This window comes from Dialister succinatiphilus YIT 11850 (assembly GCF_000242435.1).
GTDB lineage: Bacteria > Bacillota > Negativicutes > Veillonellales > Dialisteraceae > Dialister > Dialister succinatiphilus.
Genome location: NZ_JH591187.1, coordinates 404,510 through 424,287, shown reverse-complemented (window position 1 = coordinate 424,287; position 19,778 = coordinate 404,510). Strand labels below are relative to the sequence as shown.

The following is a 19,778-nucleotide window of genomic DNA, read 5'->3' as shown; positions in this document are numbered from 1 at the left end:
TTATCTGTATGGATGATATGCTGTTCAGGAAAGGAGACTGCCTCCTCCATACGAAAAGACAGGCGTGAAAACCAAATTCCCGGTACCGCAGTACCGGGAATCCCTTACCTGTTGGCCGCGGTTCTCCAGATATGGAGGAGCTGGTCTTCTGAAATTTTATCCACCTGGAAGTAGGAGGCTCCCATGGCTTTGGCCAGCTTTTTAGCAAGGCCCAGTTTGATGAAGCCGGACTCCGTATCAATGACTGCCACAGGAATATGTCTCCTGCCGATCCGTTTGGCCTCTTCCATGGCATCGGTGACAGGGTTGGTTCCCTTGTTCAGAGGACTGGTAGCCCTGCCGTCGGTGATAAGGATGACCACGGGGTCCTGGTTCGCATCCTGGCGATAAAGCATGTCCAGCACGTCTTCCGCCTTAAGAAGCCCCTTAGCCAGAGGTGTCTTGCCTCCAGTGGGCATGGAAGCCAGTTTCTTCTGGGCAAAGTCTACGGACCTTGTGACAGGAAGAAGGACTTCCGCCTGTTTTTTGCGGAAAGCCACCATACCTACCCGGTCTCGTTTCTGATAGGCGTCCAGAAGGATTTTGAAAATGACTCCTTTCACCGTTTTCATCCGTTCTCTGGCCCCCATGGATCCGCTGGCATCTACAACGAAGAGGAAAATATTTCCGGTCCGCTTTTCACGGACCTTGCTACGAAGGTCTTCTTTCCTGATAACCACAGCACAGCCGTTGGAAGGTCTTGCCCTCTGGTAAGGCGCTGCAGCGCGGAGGGTGGCATCGAAGGCAATGTCCGATGTTTTTGCCCTGGGAATTTCCGCCCTTACGTAGCGGCCCTGCATGAGGTCTGTCATGGTGAGGCTTCGTTTGCCGCTTCCTTTTTTCGGTTTCCTGTCTTTAGACGGTTCTATCCACATAGGCGGCAGATTCACATGAAGGTCCGCATCGTCAATGCGCTCCCGGCTCTGACCGCGGGGATTGGACATCTGCGCATTGTCTTCATTCTGCTCATGATTGCTGTCATCTGCATCCTCCGTATCCATCTGGGGAGGCTGAGCTTCTGGCGGATGGCTGAATTCAGTTTCCGATGCGCTTGGCTGTTCCGGCTCTTTTTCCGGAGGTCTGTTTTCTTCCTCCTGCTGCTCGGGCTTCATATCTTCCGGAGGCTGCTGTTCTTCCGCTTTCCTCATGCGATGGGGCAGGACGAATTCCGCTGCCTTTTCCAGATCCTTGGGGAGCACGTACTTTCTTCCCGCCAGAGCGGCTTCGGCCCGGGCAGCTTCAATGAGGTAAATATCAGCCCTGTGACCTGCCACATGGGCTTTCAGGGTATATACTGCCGCCAGCTGCACCATGGCATCCGAAACTTCCACACTGCCCAGCGCTTTTCTAGCCTCTTCCACTTTCTTTTTCAGGGCTTCCGTTTCTTCCTGCCATTGGGCCCTGAAAGCGATGCCGTCCTTTTCAAAGGCCAGCACCCGGCGGATGATTTCCTGTCTTGCCTGTTCATCGCAGGAGGGGTCAGCCTCTGCAAAAAGGCCGAACCGGTCCAGGGAAGAGGCGGAAAGTGTGCCACTATCCGGATTCATTACAGCCAGTACGGTGAAGGCGGTCTTCCTTTCCTCCGAAAGACCGTCTCTTTCCAGCCGGTATCCGCCAGCTTCGCGGATGTTCAGCACCGCAGAAAGGAGATCGTCCCGAAGGAGGTTTACATCATCCATATAAATAATGCCCTTATCCGCTTCGTCAATCAGTCCGGGAAGGAGTTTTTTATGACCGCTGCGGATAGCCTCTTCTGCATCGATGGAACCAAAGAGCCGGTCTTCCGTGACACTGATAGGGATTTCCACCCAGGGAGCATCCACCAGTTCCCTGGCGCTTCTCACCAGGGTGGACTTGCCGCTGCCTTTTTCTCCAGACAGGAGGAGGCCGCCGGCAAAGGGGTTCACCAGGGTGAGGAGGATGGCTTCTTTGGCTTTTTCCATGCCGCAGATAGCGGCAAAAGGAAATACATTACGCTTCATCGTCAATGACCTTGTCCACTTCAGTCCAGTCCAGTGTCTGTTCTTCGAAGGGACGGCGTCTCATACGATGAGGCAGGGCCAGTCTGGAAGCTTCCCGGATGTCTTCTTTGGTGACTTCTGTATGTCCTGCCACGGCTGCAATGGTTTCAGCAGTTTTAATCAGGGTAATGTCGGCACGATGTCCATCTACCCCCAGGGTAATGGAAATCTTCGCTGCCAGAAGAAGGATATCGTTGGAAACTGTCACCTGGGGCAGCAGTTTCATGGCTCTTTCAATGCGGCGCACTTCTTTTGCCTGTTCATCCTTCCACTGTTCCAGGAAAGGTTCCGGATCCGCTTCATAGGCCAGTCTTCTCTTAATGATTTCGGCCCTCTTTTCCGGGTCCTGTTCGCCGGCCACTTTGACAGAAAGGGCAAAGCGGTCCAAAAGCTGGGGACGAATATCCCCTTCTTCCGGGTTCATGGTGCCTACCAGGGAGAAACGGGCGGGATGGGAGTAGGAAATTCCTTCTCGTTCCACCGTATTGATACCCATGGCGGCAGAGTCCAGCAGCACATCTACTACATGGTCATCAAGCAGGTTGATTTCATCGACATAAAGAATATTTCGATTGGCATCTGCCAGAATCCCTGTTTCGAAAGAACGCTTTCCTTCGCGGATGGCCGCTTCAATGTCCAGTGTACCTACCACGCGGTCTTCTGTAGCGCTGACAGGAAGTTCCACCACTTTCATGGGGAGCATTTCTACCGGCGGTTCTTCATGGTCGTACTTTTCATGGCATTCATCGCACCAGTTGGCCCGGTCATCAGGGTCGCAGTGGAAACGGCAGCCCTTGATGCACCGGCGCGGCGGCAAAAGGTCGGCCAGCGCACGGACAGCCGTAGACTTGGCCGTTCCTTTCTCCCCCTGGATGAGCACGCCGCCCAGCTTTGGATTGACAACATTCAGCACTAAGGCCTTCTTCATGGTATCCTGCCCGATAATGGCAGTAAATGGAAATGTTCCCTGTCTTTTCATATATCCTCCTTGTATGTTAGAAATAGTATGTAGTGAGCTGTTGGGATAGTGTACTAGTGTTCCAATCAGCTAGTTAATCAGCTGGTGTTCTAGTCAGCTGGCAGGCTGGTGAGCCTGCTGCAGGCAGCACATATACTGCGCCCACAGGGCGCCGCCACCATCCTTTGAACATTCTGAACCCTTTCCCCATCAGTTTTCCAAACAAAATAACTCTTTGCCAGTCTCACCGGTTCTTCTCCAGATACTTCCGGATGAAGAACTTCTTCATGGCGCATTCTGCATCAGAAGGCCTTACGCGGCCCTCTTTATCGAGCCACCTTGAGAAGCATCCGCCGCCGCAGAGGGGAAAGTACTCACAGCTGCGGCATGGGCTCATGGCCTTTTTGATAAAGGCGCCCACTTCCCTTACTTTGTCCGGGTCTCTTCCGGTTTTCACCGTACCCAGCCGGTATGTTTCCCGTCCCATGAGAGACGAGCAGGCGTATATTACGCCATGTACATCTACAAAGGCAGCCTCGCCGTTCATGGCGTAGCACTGGGGAAATTCATGGTTTCCCCCGCCATAGAGATGTGCCACCCGATCTTCCTGGGTGAAATGGATATGGCGGCCTGTTACTTTTTCCAGCATGGCCATACGGTTGTATACCGCCTCCAGTGCCTTTTCCATATCCCGGGCCGAAGGTTCATGAAGACTTTCCCCTCTTCCCTGCTCCCGAAGGATGTCAAAGCCCACCTGGTGCACATTGCCGTAGAAATGGGCCATGTCTGCAATGCCGGGAAGGTCGTTCACCATATCATCAGTGACAACACAGGTAATGCCGGTGCCGATGCCCTCTTCCGCCAGATGGCGGAAACCCCGGGCCGCAGCCTTTGAGGAAGAGGAGCCATCCTTGACGGGCCTGGTCCTGTCCATGACAGAAGGCCTGCCGTCGCAGGAAATGCCAATGCCCACCCCATGGTCATAGAGAAATCGGCCTATGTCCCTGGTGAGGAGGGAGCCATTGGTCTGAATCTGCATCTGCGCATTGAAATGGTTTTCCTCCACCACATGAACCAGCTTTCTGATGAGAGGGAAACGAAGGAGCGGCTCTCCGCCGGAAAATTGGAGAAGAAAGCGTTCTCCTGAAGCGCCGGCCATCATGACCGCCTCCACGGCCGTTTCCTCGTCCATGTCCACCGCATCCACATCAGAAGCATAGCAGTAACGGCAGGAAAAGTTGCAGCGGCCTGTGAGGGTGAGCACCAGCATGCGGATAGGCGGTATGCTATTCATCGTCGTCTCCGTCGTCTTCCAGTTCTCCTTCCACAGAAAGGTAGAGCTGCTGCAGTTCTTCCTTCATTTCATCCCCTGCATTCCACATCTTGCGCTGGTCTGCTTCCAGAAGGGTTTCTGCCATATTCTGCAGGGCCCAGGGATTCACCTTTTTCATCCACTGCTGCATTTTTGGATCCAGGGCATATTTTTTGGCATACTGCTCATACATCCAGTCGTCCATGACGCCGCTGGTGGCATCCCACTGGAAGCTGATGGACAGGCGATTAGCCAGGTCTGTGGCTCCTTTATAGCCATGTTTCATGAGACCTTCAATGAATTTCGGGTTCATGGATTCACTGCGGAAGACCCGCTTCATTTCTTCCTGCACCGTCTTCACGCCTACGGAAGAGCGGTTAGTGCTGTCCCCTACGTAGGACTCCGGTGTTTTCCCGCCCAGGCTCTTCACTGCCGCAATCATGCCGCCGTGGAAGGCGTTGTAGTCATCGGAGCTTAAAATATTGCTTTCATGGTTTTCTTCATTCTTGACAGTGAGGTCCAGAGAAGACAGCCGCTTTTTAAAGAGTTCCGGTTTGAAGACACCCCGGTTTCCGCCGCCGAAGACATGACCGCCCCAGCGGACATACACATTGGCCAGATCGTCTTCATTCTGCCAGTTCTTGGAGTCCAGCACCGTATTCACGCCGGCGCCGTAAGTACCGGGGGCATCGCCGAAAATACGGAAAGCCGCATTTCTCCATGCATCGTCGGCATCTACCCCTTCGTCTTCCATGATCTTCGTGTCTTCCTTCACATGTTTTCTGACGAAATTGTCTTCATCCGATTCATCCTGGGAGGCTGCCAGAAGGACTGCCTTGTCCATAAGCTCCGCCAGCTGGGGCAGGGTATCCCGGAACAGGCCGCTGATACGACCGGTCACATCGATTCTAGGCCGTTTCAGTTCCGAAAGAGGAATCACTTCCAGATCCGATACCTTAAGGCTTCCCTTCTGCCACCGGGGGCGGATGCCCAGCATGTAGAGGAATTCCGCAATATCCTGGCCGGAGGAGCGCATATTGGGGCCGGACCAGAGGACCATGCCGATGTTTTCAGGGTATTTGCCCTGGTCGGCAATGAATTTTTCAATCATCTTATCCCCCAGCTTCACGCCCAGCTGCCAGCCTGTGGGAGATGGCAGAGTTCTGGGGTCCACGCCGTAAAAATTACGTCCCGAAGGAAGAAGGCTGACGCCGCCGGCATTGGGAGAGCCGGAAGGCCCGGGTTCCACATACCGTCCGTCCAGGGCATCCAGGGTATGGTCCATTTCCTCCCCCGTTCTTTCAATGCGGGGATAAATTTCATCGGTTACGAAATGGAGAAGAGCTTCCAGTTTATCCTTCCATTCCTTTTCCCCTGCCGCTTCGGGAAGGGAAAGGGCTTTGGAAACAGATTCCTTTGTGAAGCCTCCATCCTGCACCGCTTTGATAACCGTCTTCGTTTCTTTTCTGATACGGCTCATCAGCTCGCCGTAGGTGCATTTCATCTCTTCATCCACTTCGGCGGACCGGCTCTGGATCGTATCCAGGGTGGTGTGATACTTTTCAGCCCACAGGTCGTAAATGGAGGGCACCTTGTCATTGGACAGACGGAGGAGCTGGAGAATGCCATCAGTCAAAAGGTCTCCCTCCAGAGGCTGTCCCAGGATATGAAGTCCCACATGGACCTCGCTGTCCTTCAGCTCTTCGATATAGTTATGTACATCTGACAGGTAGGCGTCAAAGTCATCCCCCTCTTTATAAGGAAGGTCCTGGTCCAGTTTTGCCTTTTTCACAAGGTCCAGAAGAGTGGGCTTCATATCTTCCGCGCCGTTCCCCGTTTCCTTCTGGTGAGCATATTCATCCAGCGTCTTTTCCAGTTCTTCGATTTCATCATAAGCACCGGCATCGGCTACAGGAGCCGGCATGTAGCCGATAAGGCAGCCGGAGGCCCGCCTCTTGGCAATCATGCCTTCGCCGGTAATGGTCATATGGTAGGGATATACATTGGGCAGGTCTCCCAGGGCAATGTCTGGATAGCTTTCTTCGTCCAGTCCGACGCTCTTCCCCGGCAGCCATTCCAAGTTTCCGTGGGTCCCCATATGGATGACCGCATCTGCCTTCCACACATGACGGAGCCAGTAGTAGAAGGCCAGATACTGGTGAGTCGGTGCAATATAGGGGTCATGGTAGGCCTTGGAGGGATCCATGCCGTACTGACGGGACGGCTGCACCGTAAGGAACATATTACCGTCCATGGTGCCGGGCACCAGGATATTTCCTTTTTCGGAAATCATCACGTCTCCCGGTGCCTTTCCCCATTCCTCTTCCATCTTTTTCTGTGCATCGGCGCCCAGGGTGTGGAAGAATTCCACGTAGTCCTTAGCCGAAAGCTTCTGGCATTCCTCTGCCTGTTTTTCGGTCATCATGGAAATATCATTGGTGGCATGGGAGGTCATGAGTTCAATAAATTTTTCCGTCGTTTCCGGAATGAAATCGATGGTATAGCCATCTTCCTTCATCCGCTTCATGAGACGAATGGCACTTTCCATGGTATCCAGGCCGGAGGCGCTGCCTATGTTGGAATTCTTAGCCGGATAATTGTGGAAAATAAGGGCGACTTTCTTATGGCTGTTCTTCATTTTGTGGAGAGCTGCCCATTTGCCTGCCTTTCCCACCATGCGGCTAATCCGTTCAGGAATCGGCTTGAATTCCACAGTGCCGTCTTCTTTCTTCATTCTGCCGGCAATGGGCACGCCGTGAATGACGCCGTCCAGCTCCGGCATGGCAGCAGCAATGGATGTTTCAATGGCGTTAAGGCCTTCCCCGTTTTCCCGCCATTCCTTTTCCGAAACCAGAAGCGTATAGGCTTCAAGCAGGGGCACCCCCAGCTTTTTCAGCGTATCTACACTGGCCTTTCCGCTTCCGGTAAGAGAAAATTTCATGGTACTCACCAGGGAATCAATCACCGTTTTCCCATCTTTCATGAAATAGTTGGAAATGACATCGGACAGGGTGGGCATGCCAAGGCTCACGTCGGGCGACCCATTGGCAAAAACAGGAAGTACATGGTACCCCTGCTTTTCCGCTTCATCAATAAAAGCGTTCTGATAGGACAGATCCCCCCAGATCCATTCCTCCCGGTAAAACAGGAGCCCGATGACCGGCTTTTCGTCACCGGAAAACTTCTGCAGGAAGGAAGTGAGATCCGTGGTAAATCCTTTTTCACTGTCCCTGTCGTAAATACCGGCCCAAGTATAGCTCTGGGGAGCCGGCGGCTCTGCAATGGAGGAGTCAAACAGAGAAGAAGCATAGAGCCAGAGATTCCTGAAATTTTCCATGCCCCCATAGAGGCAGTATTCGCGGAACCGCTTCATCATATCATCGGAAAGAGAACCGCTATGCTCTGCAGTATCCCCATCCACGGCATCCACAAAGTAAGGAATGCCGGACCTGTCCAGAAAATTCCTGCAGTCCTTCCAGAAACGAGATTTCAGTCCATTCTTCATCAGATGGATCATAACCAGAGAAGCACCTTTCATCTTCCTTTCCCAGGATCGGTCCCAGTCACTGGTGCGTTCCAGAAAAACAGGAATGCAGAGGTCTGAAATCTTCCCTTCTTCCTGCAGTCCGTCACAGGCCTTCTTAATGGCAGCATATCTTCTGTCATGGTTCGTCATATAAATAATCTTAATATCGTCCATACATACCTCTTTCCTTAGAGACTTCAGGACACGCCTTTGGCGTGAGTGTTCACAGGGTTCAGAAGGTTTGGAATGTTTAGGGTGTAGTATTCCCCTGACCGGTGATGAGTATAAAGCTGGCATGACAGGATTGCCTTCCTGCCAATGGTCATTCTGCGCCGCAGGCAAGAAATCCCGGTCTATGTCAATAATGACTCCGACCAGTACACCAGCATACCAGCACACTAGTTCACTATCCTACCAGCACACTAGCCATTCCTTTCCCAAACTTTCTCGCCCATCTCCTGTCCTTTTCATAATTTCCATGATTTTTATTAATTTACTTTATATATTATACTATTTTCGCTACATTTTTAAAGGCAATGATTCTGATTTATTTAATAAATCTCTGATTCACCTGTAGCTTATAATTTTCCTGCATTAAAAAAGCACTGATAAATTCAAAGGCCATAATTATCAGTGCTTTACATTCCCTATGTTTATTTTATATGTTTCCCATACCGAATCTGCCGAAGGCGGGCGTTCCATATTTTTTCATAGAGCAGGGCGGCGCCTCGAAAACCGCAGTAAGGAAGGTCGGAGAAGGAGCATTCATCGTAGGAGGGACGGGCAATATGGCAGGAAACGAAAGGCTTATGAAGCCGTTCCAATCTTGTCGTTTCATGACTGCTGGAGAGGGCAAGACCATCCTTCCAGTTTTCGTAATCCTTCCTGATATCCTCATCATCTTCCGTCACAAGCCGGACTTCATCAGCCAAAGGACAGGTCCGGTCCGCAGGTGAAAGGAGGTGTACCGTAAGCCTGGCCGTATCTATCCATTCGCTGCGCAGAGCCTCTGCTATGCCCAGAGCCTCGGACGGCGGCGCCGCCACCAGCACCTCATCAAACCACAGGGAGCCCCAGAGAGATTCCAGACCATTTCCCTTTCGAAGGACTTCCTCAGCCCTTTCTTTTTCCTGATCCAGAAAAGGCTCAGCCTTCCCAAAGGACAGGAGGGATAGTACCTTTTCCACCCATTTCCGGCTGCCTTCAAAGCCATAGGGAAGGCCTACGGAAGCATAGGGAATGTGGAAGCGCTTTTCCATTTCCTTTGCCGCCGGAAGCCCCAGCTCATCCCGCACCACCAGGTTGAAAGATGCCTTCGGAGCTTCCATGATTTCATGCCAGCTGCTTTCACAGCCGGGCGTGGAAATGACCCTGATGCCGCAGCCCTTAAGGATGCGCCGGATTTCATTTCCCTCTTCTCTGCCCTTCAGATACACTTCCGAAAGGCCCAGCACATTCACGGAAGCAGGAATGGTGCTTTCTTCCTTCATTTCCTCCACCACCCGAAGGAAAGCCCGGGCGAACCCCTTCTCAAAGGAGCCTTTCAATCCACCGCTGTCCATGGTATATACAGGCCAGGGACCGCCGAACTCTTCCGCAATGCCCTTCACATCATCGCCAATGAGGCCGGTGCTGCAGTTGCTCTCCAGAAAGACCCGCTCTGCCGTGCCCTGGCTTCGAATACGAGACAGGCCTCGAAGGATTTCTTTTTCCGTGCCGTATACCAGAGACGATGGAGACGTGCCGGTACAGCAGATGCAGCGGGCAGCCCGGCTGTTTTCATCATCGATATATTTCATGGCATAGAAATAACACCATAGCGGCCCGTTTATGAGGACAAAACTTCCGGGAATAGATGCAAAAAAGGCAGCGGAGCCTGTGAGGCCGCAGGTATCATTATGATGGCAGGATAATTCAAATTCACATTTTGACATAGGTCATGCCTCCCTTCCTTCCATGACGGCAAAGCAGTCGGTACAGGGAGGTAAGAAACGCCAGCTCCCCCTCCGTCCCCGCCAGAGGCACCATGGGGATGAAAAGCTGCCGAAGGGAAGAGTCGTATATTTCATTGGTGGTGAGAAGAACATCCGCCGTCTCCATAGCCTTCTGCCCTTCCTCCTCATGATAGACTGGAATATCACCCAGAGCGGAAATTTCCTCCCTGTCTGCCGCCATATCTTCTTCTGTAAGATTGGAAAAGAACATGACTCCTGCAGGCTCCATGTGAAGCCTTTGGAGGGACTGGATAGTGCCTGACGGATGGTACCACCGCCGCCCCCGGCCAATGGCAATGAATGCCTTCTTCCCCTCTGTAACCGGCAGAAAGGCAGACACCCGCTTCTCTACTCTTTCCATTTCTTCCCGGATAAGGGCCTCTCCTTTGTCCTTTTCTTTCATGAAATCGGCGAGCCGCCTGATCCATGACCAGGTCCCTTCCAGCCCCAAAGGGTACAGATCTCCCAAAAAGGAAATACCAAATTCCCTTTCCAGCCAGAGAGCTCTTTCCTTCATCCCTTCCGGCTGCCCCGCCGTGCCCAGAAGGACCGACAGGGATGCCTCCGTCACCTGGCTCCACTTTGAAAAAGGAACATATCCGGGAAACTGGAAATCCACGGTAAGGCCGAAGAAAGAAAGAAGCCGTTTCACCTCCCGGGCATACTGCCCCTCGGGACCCATCTGGTCCCCCAGAAGGAGGACCTTTCCTTTTTTATGGTCCTGCTTTTTGAAAAACCGGTGCATGATGGCATCCATGGTTTTATAATAGCCATCAGAATATTCACCACCCAGAAAGCCTGAAAAAGCCATGGACAGCACCGGAATGCCATAGGTCTCCTCTGCCTCCCGGGCTTCCTCATCCACATCATCACCAATGACACCGGCCACGCAGGAAGAGGCAATCACCAGGCATTCGGGATGGCAGGTCTTCACCGCATAGGCAATGCATTCATGAAGCCTTTCGATGCCGCCGAAAATGCTGTCTTTTTCTCGAAGATTGGAGGAAATCAGAGGCACCGGGTCCCCTTTTTCCGGACACCCGTCAGCCGTAATACGGTAATGATTTCCCAAATCCATGGTGGATGCCACATGGGCACATCCGGCAGGGCTGTGAAATATGACTACGCAGCCCTGATCATAGGCCACCGCCCGCCACACGCCGGTCATGGTGCAGCTGGAAGGACAGTCCGACGAAAGAAGCCATTTAGTCTTCACTGCCATAGCGGGCCACCATCTCTTCCATTTCATCAAAACTCATGGGCTTTGGAATCGTGCCTTCTTTAGCGGAAAGAATGGTTCCTGCCAGCTTCCTGTACACTTCAGCCTGGGGAGAATCAGGAGCATACTGCAGCACCGTCTGCCGATGATTTTCTGCCAGGTTCACCGTCTTATCCCGGGGAATAAAGGCGGCCAAATGGGTGTGGAGCCTTTCTGCAAAGGCCAGGAGCAGTTCCTTCTCCCCCGGCACATTCCGGCTGTTTCCTATAATTCCCGCCAGCCGCACCTTTCCTCTGGACGCAAACCGGGCGATACCCTTGGCAATATTATTGGCAGCGTAGAGGGACATGAGCTCGCCGGAAGAGACGATATAGATTTCCTCGGCATACCCTTCCCTGATAGGCATGGCAAAGCCGCCACAAACCACATCTCCCAACACGTCGTAAAGAATGACATCGCTTTCCGGCAGCGCCTTCATCCGGTCCAGAAGCTCCAGAGCCACAATAATTCCCCGGCCTGCACAGCCCACACCGGGCTCCGGACCCCCTGCCTCCACACAGGTAATACCGTTAAACCCGGTGTGAATAATATCTTCCTGTCGGATATCCCCGGTATCCCTGGTCCGCAGGATATCCAGTACCGTGGACTGGCAGATATGCCCCAGCAAAAGCCTCGTAGAATCATTCTTCGGGTCACAGCCGATCTGGCACACCCGCTTCCCCATGAGACTCAACGCTGCGGATACATTGGAAGCTGTGGTAGACTTCCCGATACCGCCCTTTCCATAGAAAGCAATTTTCCTCATAAAGCTCCTCCTTCATGAAAAAATCATTTCTTTTGTTATATTATAGCAGGAATAGAAATAGATGGGACCCATGAGGCAGAAAACCGTAAGTGCATCATAAATGCAGATACCAGGCCAGAGGGTTGGACAGAAACCCAGGATACTGGAAAAAGAATGTTCCTTCCTCTCACGCCCCTTTTCTGCAGATCTAAAACGAAGGGGGCTGTGAAGAAATGATTTACATTTTTTCACAGCCCCTTCGTTCACCCTTATTTCAATACATCTCTGGCGATGGCAAAGGCCGAGAGCGTTTTGGCATCATAAATATGCCCCTTCCGGATCATATCCCACACTTCATCCAGCGGGATAGGAAGGACATCAAGGAATTCTCCTTCGTCCAGATGCTGGGCCGTGTGTACCAGATCCGTAGCCAGGTAGAGATGGATGGTTTCATTGCAGAAGCCCGGTGTAGTGTACACATATCCCAGCTTCTTCAAGGTGCCCCGATAGCCCGTTTCCTCTTCCAGCTCCCTGGCAGCGCAGGCATCCGGTGTTTCGCCGGGATCCATTTTCCCTGCGGGGATTTCAAGGAGCGCCTCGCCCACCGGATAGCGGTACTGCTTCACAAAAAGGACCTTACCGTCGGCGGTGACAGGAATGATGGCAGCGGCGCCGCAGTGAAGAATCACTTCCCGCACTGCCTTTCTGCCTGCCAGCTCCACCTGGTCCTTAAACAGATGGACAATCTGGCCGTCATAGATTTCCTCACGGCTCACCATTTTTTCTTTTTCAACGCTCATAGGAACCTCCTTCAAGGGAAAAGCGGCGGAATCTGTCCGCCGCTGGAATGATAGTTATTTTCCTGTGCTCCCTACACCGCCGGTCCTGAGACCTTTGGCTTCATCGCCGTCAGCCTTCAGGTACCTGGTGAAAATACCCTGGGCCACCCGGTCGCCTTTGGAAATATGGAAAGGCTGGGAAGTGGTATTATATACTGCCACCATAATGTGGCCTTCATTATCCTCATTATTATAGTAGTCGGCGTCGATAATACCGGTACTGTTTATCAGGATAAGGCCATGTTTGATGGCCATGCTGGAACGGATATAAATGGCCAGATACTCCTCTTCTCCCATATAGGCCTTAAGGCCTGTGGGGATAAGGGTGACTTTGCCCGGCAGGATATCCATATCCCTTCCGCTTTCTATGTCGTAGCCTGCACTGGAGGCTGTTTTTCTTACGGGAATACGGATACCTTCCTTTTCCCAGGTAGAAACGACTTCAAATCCCCGGCTTCTCATTTGTTCTTCTTTTCCAGAAGGAGAGCCTTGCGGGACAGGTTGATGCGGCCCTTGTCATCGATTTCAGTGACCTTCACCATGATTTCATCGCCTACATGGACAATGTCTTCCGGTTTTTCCACCCGCTGGAGAGCCAGCTGGGATACATGAACCAGACCTTCCTTGCCCGGCAGGATTTCCACAAATGCGCCGAACTTCATGAGACGGGTGACCCGGCCCAGATAGGTCTCGCCGGCCTTCACCTCATGGGTAAGTCCTTCCACCATCTTTTTGGCCTGTTCTGCTGCGGCTTCGTCGGTGGAAGAAATATACACATGTCCGTCTTCTTCCACATCCAGCTTGGCACCGGTTTCATCCTGGATCTTATTGATGGTCTTGCCGCCGGCGCCGATGACATCACGGATTTTTTCCACCGGAATAGTAATGGCAATGATCTTCGGTGCATAGGGGGACAGATGGTCTGCCGGCTTATCGATGCATGCTGCAATCTTGCCCAGGATGAAGAGACGGCCTTCGTGAGCCTGCTTCAGGGCTGCCAGCAGAATGTCACGGGACAGACCATGTACCTTGATATCCATCTGGATGGCAGTGACGCCTTTGGCTGTGCCGGCTACCTTGAAGTCCATATCACCCAGCGCATCTTCCATGCCCTGGATATCAGAAAGGATGCTGAACTTGCCGCCGTTTTCGATGAGGCCCATAGCAATGCCTGCGACCGGAGCCTTAATGGGCACGCCTGCATTCATGAGAGACATGGTGCTGCCGCATACGGAAGCCTGGGAAGAGGAACCGTTGGATTCCAGAATTTCAGAAACTACGCGGATGGCATAGGGGAATTCTTCCACCGACGGAATCACCGGACGGAGAGCCCTTTCTGCCAGAGCGCCATGACCGATTTCACGGCGTCCCGGTCCGCGGGAACCCTTTGTTTCACCTACGCAGTAGGATGGGAAATTGTACTGATGGATGTACCGTTTTTCCGTAATCGGAGTCAGGTCATCGATAATCTGGGTTTCAGACATGGGAGCCAGGGTGGTAATGGAAAGAGCCTGGGTCTGGCCACGGGTGAAAAGAGCGCTGCCGTGAACGCGGGGAAGCAGTCCCACTTCACAGGTAATGGGGCGGATTTCTGTCAGCTTTCTGCCGTCCGGACGAATGCCTTCATTGGAAATGGAATCACGCACAATCTGCTTGGTAAGATGATCAAGGCTTTCTGCCACATCGGCGCCATTTTCCGGATAGATGTCGGCAAAATGTTCCTTGGCAGCCTTCTTCACTGCATCAATATTTCCATCTCTTCTCAGCTTATCTGCGTCAAAAATAGCCTTCTTCAGGTCTTCGGTGGCATAAGCAGCCACAGCTTCGTCGATTTCTTCTGGAACTTCCGGGAACACCATGGTGCGCTTCGGCTTGCCCACTTCTTCAATGATCTTCTTCTGGAAGCGGCACAGTTCCTTAATGGTTTCATGGCCGAACATGATGGCATCCAGCACTTCTTCTTCCGGAGCTTCATTAGCACCGCCTTCTACCATCATGATAGCTTCTTCAGAACCGGCTACGGTAATATTCATGGAAGACTCTGCCAGCTGTTCCTGGGTGGGGTTCACCACATATTTTCCATCTACCCTGCCGATACGGACACCGGCAATGGGGCCATCCCAGGGAATATCGGAAATACCGATGGAAGCGGAAGCCCCCAGCATGCCGCACAGCTCCGGCGCATTGTCGTAGTCCACAGACAGCACCGTAGCCACCACATGCACATCGTTGCGGCAGCGTTTATCAAAAAGCGGACGGATAGGACGGTCAATCAGACGGGCATTCAGAATGGCGGAATTCCCCGGACGGCCTTCACGACGCAGGAATCCTCCGGGCATCTTCCCTACGGCATACATCTTTTCTTCATAATCCACGGTCAGGGGGAAGAAATCAGTTCCCTCCCTCGGTTCCTTGCTGGCAGTGGTAGCCACCAGCACCACCGTATCACCGTATCTCACCAGTACGGCACCATTGGCCTGCTTTGCCATCTTGCCGGTCTCAATAATAAGCGGACGACCGGCCAGTTCCATCTGAAATGTCTTGAACATTCCTTTTCCTCCTGTAATCAATAAATCCTTTTTCACGTATTTTCTTATTATACAGGATAGTTATGGCAAAGTGAATAGGAATGTTTCGTCATCAGATGAAAAAGTCCATCCGGCCGGTGAGTACAAAAAGCAGGAAAATGACGGACAGGCATTTCCCCGCTTCCCTTTACAAGTACCTGCCACCCCTGCTTTATAGAGGTCTTTGATCTTGGAAGAAAGGGGCCGGATAGGTGGGAGTGGTATTCGTGGATGGTTTTGTGACGTTCCATTTCATCCATCATAGAAATATCTGTACCGGCAGTCAGGGAATTTTTTCAGAAAGTTACATGTCTAGGGAAGCACTGATTAATTCGCAGAGTCTGCTTTTATAAGAATTTTTATGCACTGCTTCGTCATGGGGCTCCTTAAATAGCTCGCTATTCGCGTCGCCCCATTCCTTGCATTGCATAAAAATTCAAGAATAAAATCAGACAACGATTTAGTCAGCGCTTCCCTAGAAATTTTATCTTTCGCATATGGTATTCTTCCTGCAGAAAGCCTGTATCCTCTATTTCATTACATCTATTCATATTTAATTGCGAAACAGGCAAGTATATTTGTTTATCGTGCTATTCTATTATCGAATTTTATATAGTATAATAAGCATAGATGAGAGTTTGGACAAGGTCCGGGGAGTGGCCACGAAAAAATACCCGGTTCCTGGTCCGGCTGCAAGCCATCTCGCATGGATGAAACCATAAGAGCTCCGGGCTTCGGTCCGTTCGATGCGTTATGAGTGAGACCTGCATTACCTGATTAAACGCCTCGGTTCATTCTGAGGTTCTACAAGCGAAATGCCTGAAAGAGGCCATCATCATGATGGAGCGGTGGAAGATTGGCGCATCTGTCTTCTATCCGTCGAACCTAGCTCTTTCAGGCTTTTCGTGTTGCCGATCGTGATGAAATCGGGCTCAATAAAAAAATCCCCGCCTTTTTTTACAAAGGGTGGGGATCTTTTTATCGAATTCATGAGTTGACAAATTTACTCTGGAAAATGAGCTGTCCCAGACTTCATGGGGGTTTATCTTTCCTACAAAAAGTCTGCTGTTATCCACTGCCTGCGGCACCACCGTCGGGCATTCAGGTACCCGCATGGTGTGCAGTCTATACTCGAATAACAGCCTAACGCCACAGTGCTGCAGGATAGTCGTCTTCCAGAGGAAGAAAGCTGTATACTTCATCCCCCTTCCCTCTCCTGGCAGCCTGTCTGTTGCCATACAGCCACTGTCTGTGAATATCTTTCGAACCTTCTTTTCACTAAAAAAGACTACCTTTCGGTAGTCTCTTTCTTTGAAATCTTATTTCAGACGCAGGCCCAGTTTTGCACCGAGAGCTCTGTAGCGTTCGATGTCTTTGCGACGGAGATAGTCCAGCATGTTTCTGCGCTGGCCAACCATTTTCAGCAGGCCGCGGCGGGAATGATGGTCTTTCTTGTGGGACTTCAGATGTTCGGTAAGGAGAGCGATTCTCTTGGAGAGGATAGCAATCTGTACTTCCGGAGATCCGGTATCGCCTTCGTGGACTGCATAGGTGTCAATGATTTCTTTTTTTGCTTCAGCTGTTAACATAATAGCCTCCTATAAAAATATAAATTGCTGTATCCAGGTCTACGCCGGAGTTGCGATAAACTGGGGTACAGTTCAACCACGTGTAATTATACATGAACAGACTATAGATTGCAAGACGTTTATCCAAGAAGAACTCTATCGCTCATGGCGCCGGAGGTTTCTTCAAATTTCTTCAGCAGATCATCGATAGTGAGTTTCTGCTTCTCTTCTGGGCTGTAGTCGGCAATAATGGTGCCGCTGTTCATCATGATGAGGCGGTTGCCGTATTTCAGGGCATCCCTCATGTTGTGGGTAATCATCAGGGTGGTAAGGTGCTGTTCGTGTACGATTTCATCGGTAATTTTCAGCACTTTGCCTGCAGTCTTCGGATCCAGGGCTGCGGTAGGTTCATCAAGAAGAAGGATATCCGGCTTTTTCAGAGTGGCCATAAGCAGGGTCAGTGCCTGCCGCTGGCCGCCGGAAAGGAGTCCGATTCTGGTGGAGAGACGATCTTCCAGACCAAGGCCCAGACGGGCTACCATGTCCCGGAATTTTTCATGGTCACCGGAGGAAAAAGCCCAGCGAAGCCGGCGGCTCTCCCCTCTTCTGGAAGCGATAATCAGGTTTTCTTCCACCTGCATGCCGGCGGCAGTGCCTTTCAATGGATCCTGGAAAACCCGGCCGATGTACTTGGCTCTTTTATATTCACTCACCTTAGTCACATCGTGACCATTGATTTCAATGGTGCCGCTGTCAGGAATATAGGCACCGGCAATAGAGTTCAGAAGGGTACTCTTACCTGCGCCGTTGCTGCCGATGACAGTGCAGAAATCACCGTCGTTCAGAGTCAGGGACAAATGGCTGAGCGCTTTCTTTTCATTGGTGGTTCCCTTGAAGAATGTTTTGCTGATATCTGTAACTTTAAGCATAATCAGCCTGCCTTTCCTATATTGACTTTGCCCTTGATCATAGGAGCAGCCAGGGCAAGCATGACAAGAATAGCGGTGAACAGTTTCAAATCGTTCGGCGGCATGCCCAGATAGAGCACCACTGCAATGACTACGCGATAAATAATGGAGCCCACCACCACAGCAAGGAGAGAGCCGGAGAAGCTGTCCACGCCAAGAATCACTTCACCAATGATGACGGAGGCCAGGCCGATAACGATAGTACCGATGCCCATGCCTACATCGGCAAAGCCGTTGTTCTGTGCTACCACGGCACCGCAGAGGCCGATGAGGGCATTGGAAATAAAGAGGCCCATAATAATCATGGTGTCCGTGTTCACGCCCTGGGCCCGTACCATCTGTGGATTATAGCCGGTAGCGCGAATGCACATTCCCAGTTCCGTACCAAAGAACCAGTAAATAAGGGCGGAAATAATAATCATAAGGACTGCCGGCACAATGAAAGCTGCCGTGGACTGGCTCACATGGAGCAGGCTGGCGGTGGTGGAAAATACGGTATCCACCCGCAGAAGAGAAATATTGGCCTTCCCCATAATGTGGAGGTTAATGGAGTAAAGGGCAATCATGGTAAGGATGCCGGCCAGAATGGCGGGAATCTTTAATTTCGTATAAAGGATGCCGGTAACCGTGCCTGCAATGAGGCCTCCTGCCGCACCAGCTGCGATGGCTGCCCATGGAGAGGCGCCGGAAGCAATAAGAGAAGCTGCAATAGCACCACCCAGAGGGAAGCTGCCTTCGCAGGTCATATCCGGTACATCAAGTACGCGGAAAGATAGAAATACGCCAATGGCCAGGATGGACCACATCAGTCCCTGGGCAATGGTGGAAACTGCTAAATCTGCCATTTGATTTCCTTCCTTTATAAGGTTAACTGAATACAAATCCTAATCAGGGTCTTGCAGGCTGTCCATCATAGAGGTACAGCTTTCTGGAACGCTGCCACAGGTCTCCGGGCAGCGGAATATTCAAAGCATTCACCTGCTTCATATTGATGACGATATCCGGATCCTGCTGACGCATGATGGGAATATCTTCGGGAATCAGATCCCCCTTCAGCAGACTGGCTGCCATGCGGCCGCCGGAGAATCCCATGCGGTAGTAGCTGGGAGATACGGAAATGAGAGCGCCCCGCCGTACCATTTCAGACTGTTCTCCAATGATAGGAATATTGGCGCCATTCATCACCTTTACGATGTCATCAAAATGAGTAAGGAGGTCCGTGTCTTCCGGCACATAGAGGGCCGTAATATGACCCACCAGTTTCTGAATCTGGGGTTCTGCCGCCTTGTCGGGCTGATAGGCTACCTCATAGAGAGAGATCCCTTTCTGGGCAGCTACTTCTCGGAGGATTTCTACCTGCAGAGAGGCAGCTGCATCGCCGGGATTATAGAGGATGCCCAGCTTTTTCACAGACATGCAGCGGCTGGCCATGCGAATCTGGGTCAGGATAGCCGGATTATCCATGATGCCGGTAAGATTTCGATGTCCTGCGAAATCTTTATCCTTCTTAAAATTCATGACCCCCACTCCCACAATGGGAATGTTTTTTGTCGCTTTGACAGCTGCTTTGGCGGAATCGGTGCCGATAGCGATAATTAAGTCCTTTTTGTCCCGGGCAAACTTCTTTGCTGAAGCTTCCAGTTTCTTGTCATTGCCCTTGGCCTGCACAATGTCGATTTTGGCTCTGCCGCCCTTGCTGTATCCCTCAGCCTCCAGCGCTGCCAGCACACCGGCGGTCATTTTATTCTGTTCCGCCAGATCATCGGACTGCAGAATGCCGATGGAATACACATTCTTCGCCGCAACAGGCACCACATCTTCATTGACCGGTTCCGGTGATGAAGACTGGTACAACATCACGGCCATCACTACATTACACACCGCAAAAATAAGCATTAACCACCAGAGCTGTTTCAGTTTTGAAGCCACAACACTAACCCTTTCCCTAAAATTTTAAAACCATAGATAAAGAGTAACCTCCGT

Annotated in this window: 15 protein-coding genes; all 15 read right to left on the bottom strand. The window is 51.6% G+C overall.

Annotated features, from left to right (window positions below):
• Positions 1 to 104: 104 nt before the first annotated feature.
• On the bottom strand, positions 105 to 2,021 hold the full coding sequence (locus tag HMPREF9453_RS01785; RefSeq protein WP_008858849.1) for a VWA domain-containing protein: 1,917 nt from the start codon (positions 2,019 to 2,021) through the stop codon (positions 105 to 107).
• Entirely contained in the window at positions 2,011 to 3,039 is a 1,029-nt protein-coding gene (locus tag HMPREF9453_RS01780) for an ATP-binding protein (protein ID WP_008858848.1), read from the bottom strand. Before HMPREF9453_RS01780 ends, HMPREF9453_RS01785 begins: the two co-directional genes overlap by 11 nt.
• Before the next feature lie 223 nt (positions 3,040 to 3,262).
• Positions 3,263 to 4,312, bottom strand: a complete 1,050-nt coding sequence (locus tag HMPREF9453_RS01775; protein WP_008858847.1) for a radical SAM/SPASM domain-containing protein — start codon at positions 4,310 to 4,312, stop codon at positions 3,263 to 3,265.
• Complete coding sequence (cobN, locus tag HMPREF9453_RS01770; protein WP_008858846.1) at positions 4,305 to 8,030, bottom strand: cobaltochelatase subunit CobN; 3,726 nt, start codon at positions 8,028 to 8,030, stop codon at positions 4,305 to 4,307. The genes HMPREF9453_RS01775 and cobN overlap by 8 nt, the downstream gene beginning before the upstream one ends.
• 479 nt (positions 8,031 to 8,509) lie before the next feature.
• Positions 8,510 to 9,790, bottom strand: coding sequence for a nitrogenase component 1 (locus HMPREF9453_RS01765; RefSeq protein WP_008858845.1), 1,281 nt, complete (start codon positions 9,788 to 9,790; stop codon positions 8,510 to 8,512).
• A complete protein-coding gene (locus tag HMPREF9453_RS01760; RefSeq protein ID WP_008858844.1) occupies positions 9,777 to 11,072 on the bottom strand; it encodes a nitrogenase component 1 in 1,296 nt (431 codons plus the stop codon). Before HMPREF9453_RS01760 ends, HMPREF9453_RS01765 begins: the two co-directional genes overlap by 14 nt.
• Complete coding sequence (locus HMPREF9453_RS01755) at positions 11,056 to 11,874, bottom strand: nucleotide-binding protein (protein WP_008858843.1); 819 nt, start codon at positions 11,872 to 11,874, stop codon at positions 11,056 to 11,058. The genes HMPREF9453_RS01760 and HMPREF9453_RS01755 overlap by 17 nt, the downstream gene beginning before the upstream one ends.
• Positions 11,875 to 12,122: 248 nt before the next feature.
• Complete coding sequence (locus HMPREF9453_RS01745) at positions 12,123 to 12,653, bottom strand: NUDIX hydrolase (protein WP_008858842.1); 531 nt, start codon at positions 12,651 to 12,653, stop codon at positions 12,123 to 12,125.
• A 54-nt stretch (positions 12,654 to 12,707) separates the two neighbouring features.
• A complete protein-coding gene (gene dut, locus HMPREF9453_RS01740) occupies positions 12,708 to 13,154 on the bottom strand; it encodes a dUTP diphosphatase (RefSeq protein ID WP_008858841.1) in 447 nt (148 codons plus the stop codon).
• On the bottom strand, positions 13,151 to 15,241 hold the full coding sequence (locus HMPREF9453_RS01735) for a polyribonucleotide nucleotidyltransferase (protein ID WP_008858840.1): 2,091 nt from the start codon (positions 15,239 to 15,241) through the stop codon (positions 13,151 to 13,153). The genes dut and HMPREF9453_RS01735 overlap by 4 nt, the downstream gene beginning before the upstream one ends.
• A gap of 950 nt (positions 15,242 to 16,191) precedes the next feature.
• The gene (locus HMPREF9453_RS01730) at positions 16,192 to 16,497 is read right to left on the bottom strand and encodes a hypothetical protein (protein ID WP_148363676.1); all 306 of its coding nucleotides are present in this window, start codon (positions 16,495 to 16,497) and stop codon (positions 16,192 to 16,194) included.
• A gap of 81 nt (positions 16,498 to 16,578) precedes the next feature.
• Complete coding sequence (gene rpsO / locus HMPREF9453_RS01725; RefSeq protein ID WP_008858838.1) at positions 16,579 to 16,848, bottom strand: 30S ribosomal protein S15; 270 nt, start codon at positions 16,846 to 16,848, stop codon at positions 16,579 to 16,581.
• Between the two features lie 119 nt (positions 16,849 to 16,967).
• Positions 16,968 to 17,756 (bottom strand): ABC transporter ATP-binding protein, encoded by a 789-nt coding sequence (locus HMPREF9453_RS01720; protein ID WP_008858837.1) that lies wholly within the window; start codon positions 17,754 to 17,756, stop codon positions 16,968 to 16,970.
• A 2-nt stretch (positions 17,757 to 17,758) separates the two neighbouring features.
• A complete protein-coding gene (locus HMPREF9453_RS01715; RefSeq protein WP_008858836.1) occupies positions 17,759 to 18,640 on the bottom strand; it encodes an ABC transporter permease in 882 nt (293 codons plus the stop codon).
• Between the two features lie 43 nt (positions 18,641 to 18,683).
• Positions 18,684 to 19,724: an ABC transporter substrate-binding protein gene (locus HMPREF9453_RS10995; RefSeq protein ID WP_008858835.1), complete on the bottom strand. Its 1,041-nt coding sequence runs from the start codon at positions 19,722 to 19,724 to the stop codon at positions 18,684 to 18,686.
• Between the last annotated feature and the right edge of the window lie 54 nt (positions 19,725 to 19,778).

Coding starts and splice junctions, on each gene's coding strand:
- HMPREF9453_RS01785 (WP_008858849.1), bottom strand. CDS start 2,021: ATGAAGCGTAATGTATTTCCTTTTGCCGCTATCTGCGGCATGGAAAAA.
- HMPREF9453_RS01780 (WP_008858848.1), bottom strand. CDS start 3,039: ATGAAAAGACAGGGAACATTTCCATTTACTGCCATTATCGGGCAGGAT.
- HMPREF9453_RS01765 (WP_008858845.1), bottom strand. CDS start 9,790: ATGTCAAAATGTGAATTTGAATTATCCTGCCATCATAATGATACCTGC.
- HMPREF9453_RS01715 (WP_008858836.1), bottom strand. CDS start 18,640: ATGGCAGATTTAGCAGTTTCCACCATTGCCCAGGGACTGATGTGGTCC.
- HMPREF9453_RS01720 (WP_008858837.1), bottom strand. CDS start 17,756: ATGCTTAAAGTTACAGATATCAGCAAAACATTCTTCAAGGGAACCACC.
- rpsO (WP_008858838.1), bottom strand. CDS start 16,848: ATGTTAACAGCTGAAGCAAAAAAAGAAATCATTGACACCTATGCAGTC.
- cobN (WP_008858846.1), bottom strand. CDS start 8,030: ATGGACGATATTAAGATTATTTATATGACGAACCATGACAGAAGATAT.
- HMPREF9453_RS01775 (WP_008858847.1), bottom strand. CDS start 4,312: ATGAATAGCATACCGCCTATCCGCATGCTGGTGCTCACCCTCACAGGC.
- HMPREF9453_RS01760 (WP_008858844.1), bottom strand. CDS start 11,072: ATGGCAGTGAAGACTAAATGGCTTCTTTCGTCGGACTGTCCTTCCAGC.
- dut (WP_008858841.1), bottom strand. CDS start 13,154: ATGAGAAGCCGGGGATTTGAAGTCGTTTCTACCTGGGAAAAGGAAGGT.
- HMPREF9453_RS01755 (WP_008858843.1), bottom strand. CDS start 11,874: ATGAGGAAAATTGCTTTCTATGGAAAGGGCGGTATCGGGAAGTCTACC.
- HMPREF9453_RS01730 (WP_148363676.1), bottom strand. CDS start 16,497: ATGGCAACAGACAGGCTGCCAGGAGAGGGAAGGGGGATGAAGTATACA.
- HMPREF9453_RS01735 (WP_008858840.1), bottom strand. CDS start 15,241: ATGTTCAAGACATTTCAGATGGAACTGGCCGGTCGTCCGCTTATTATT.
- HMPREF9453_RS01745 (WP_008858842.1), bottom strand. CDS start 12,653: ATGAGCGTTGAAAAAGAAAAAATGGTGAGCCGTGAGGAAATCTATGAC.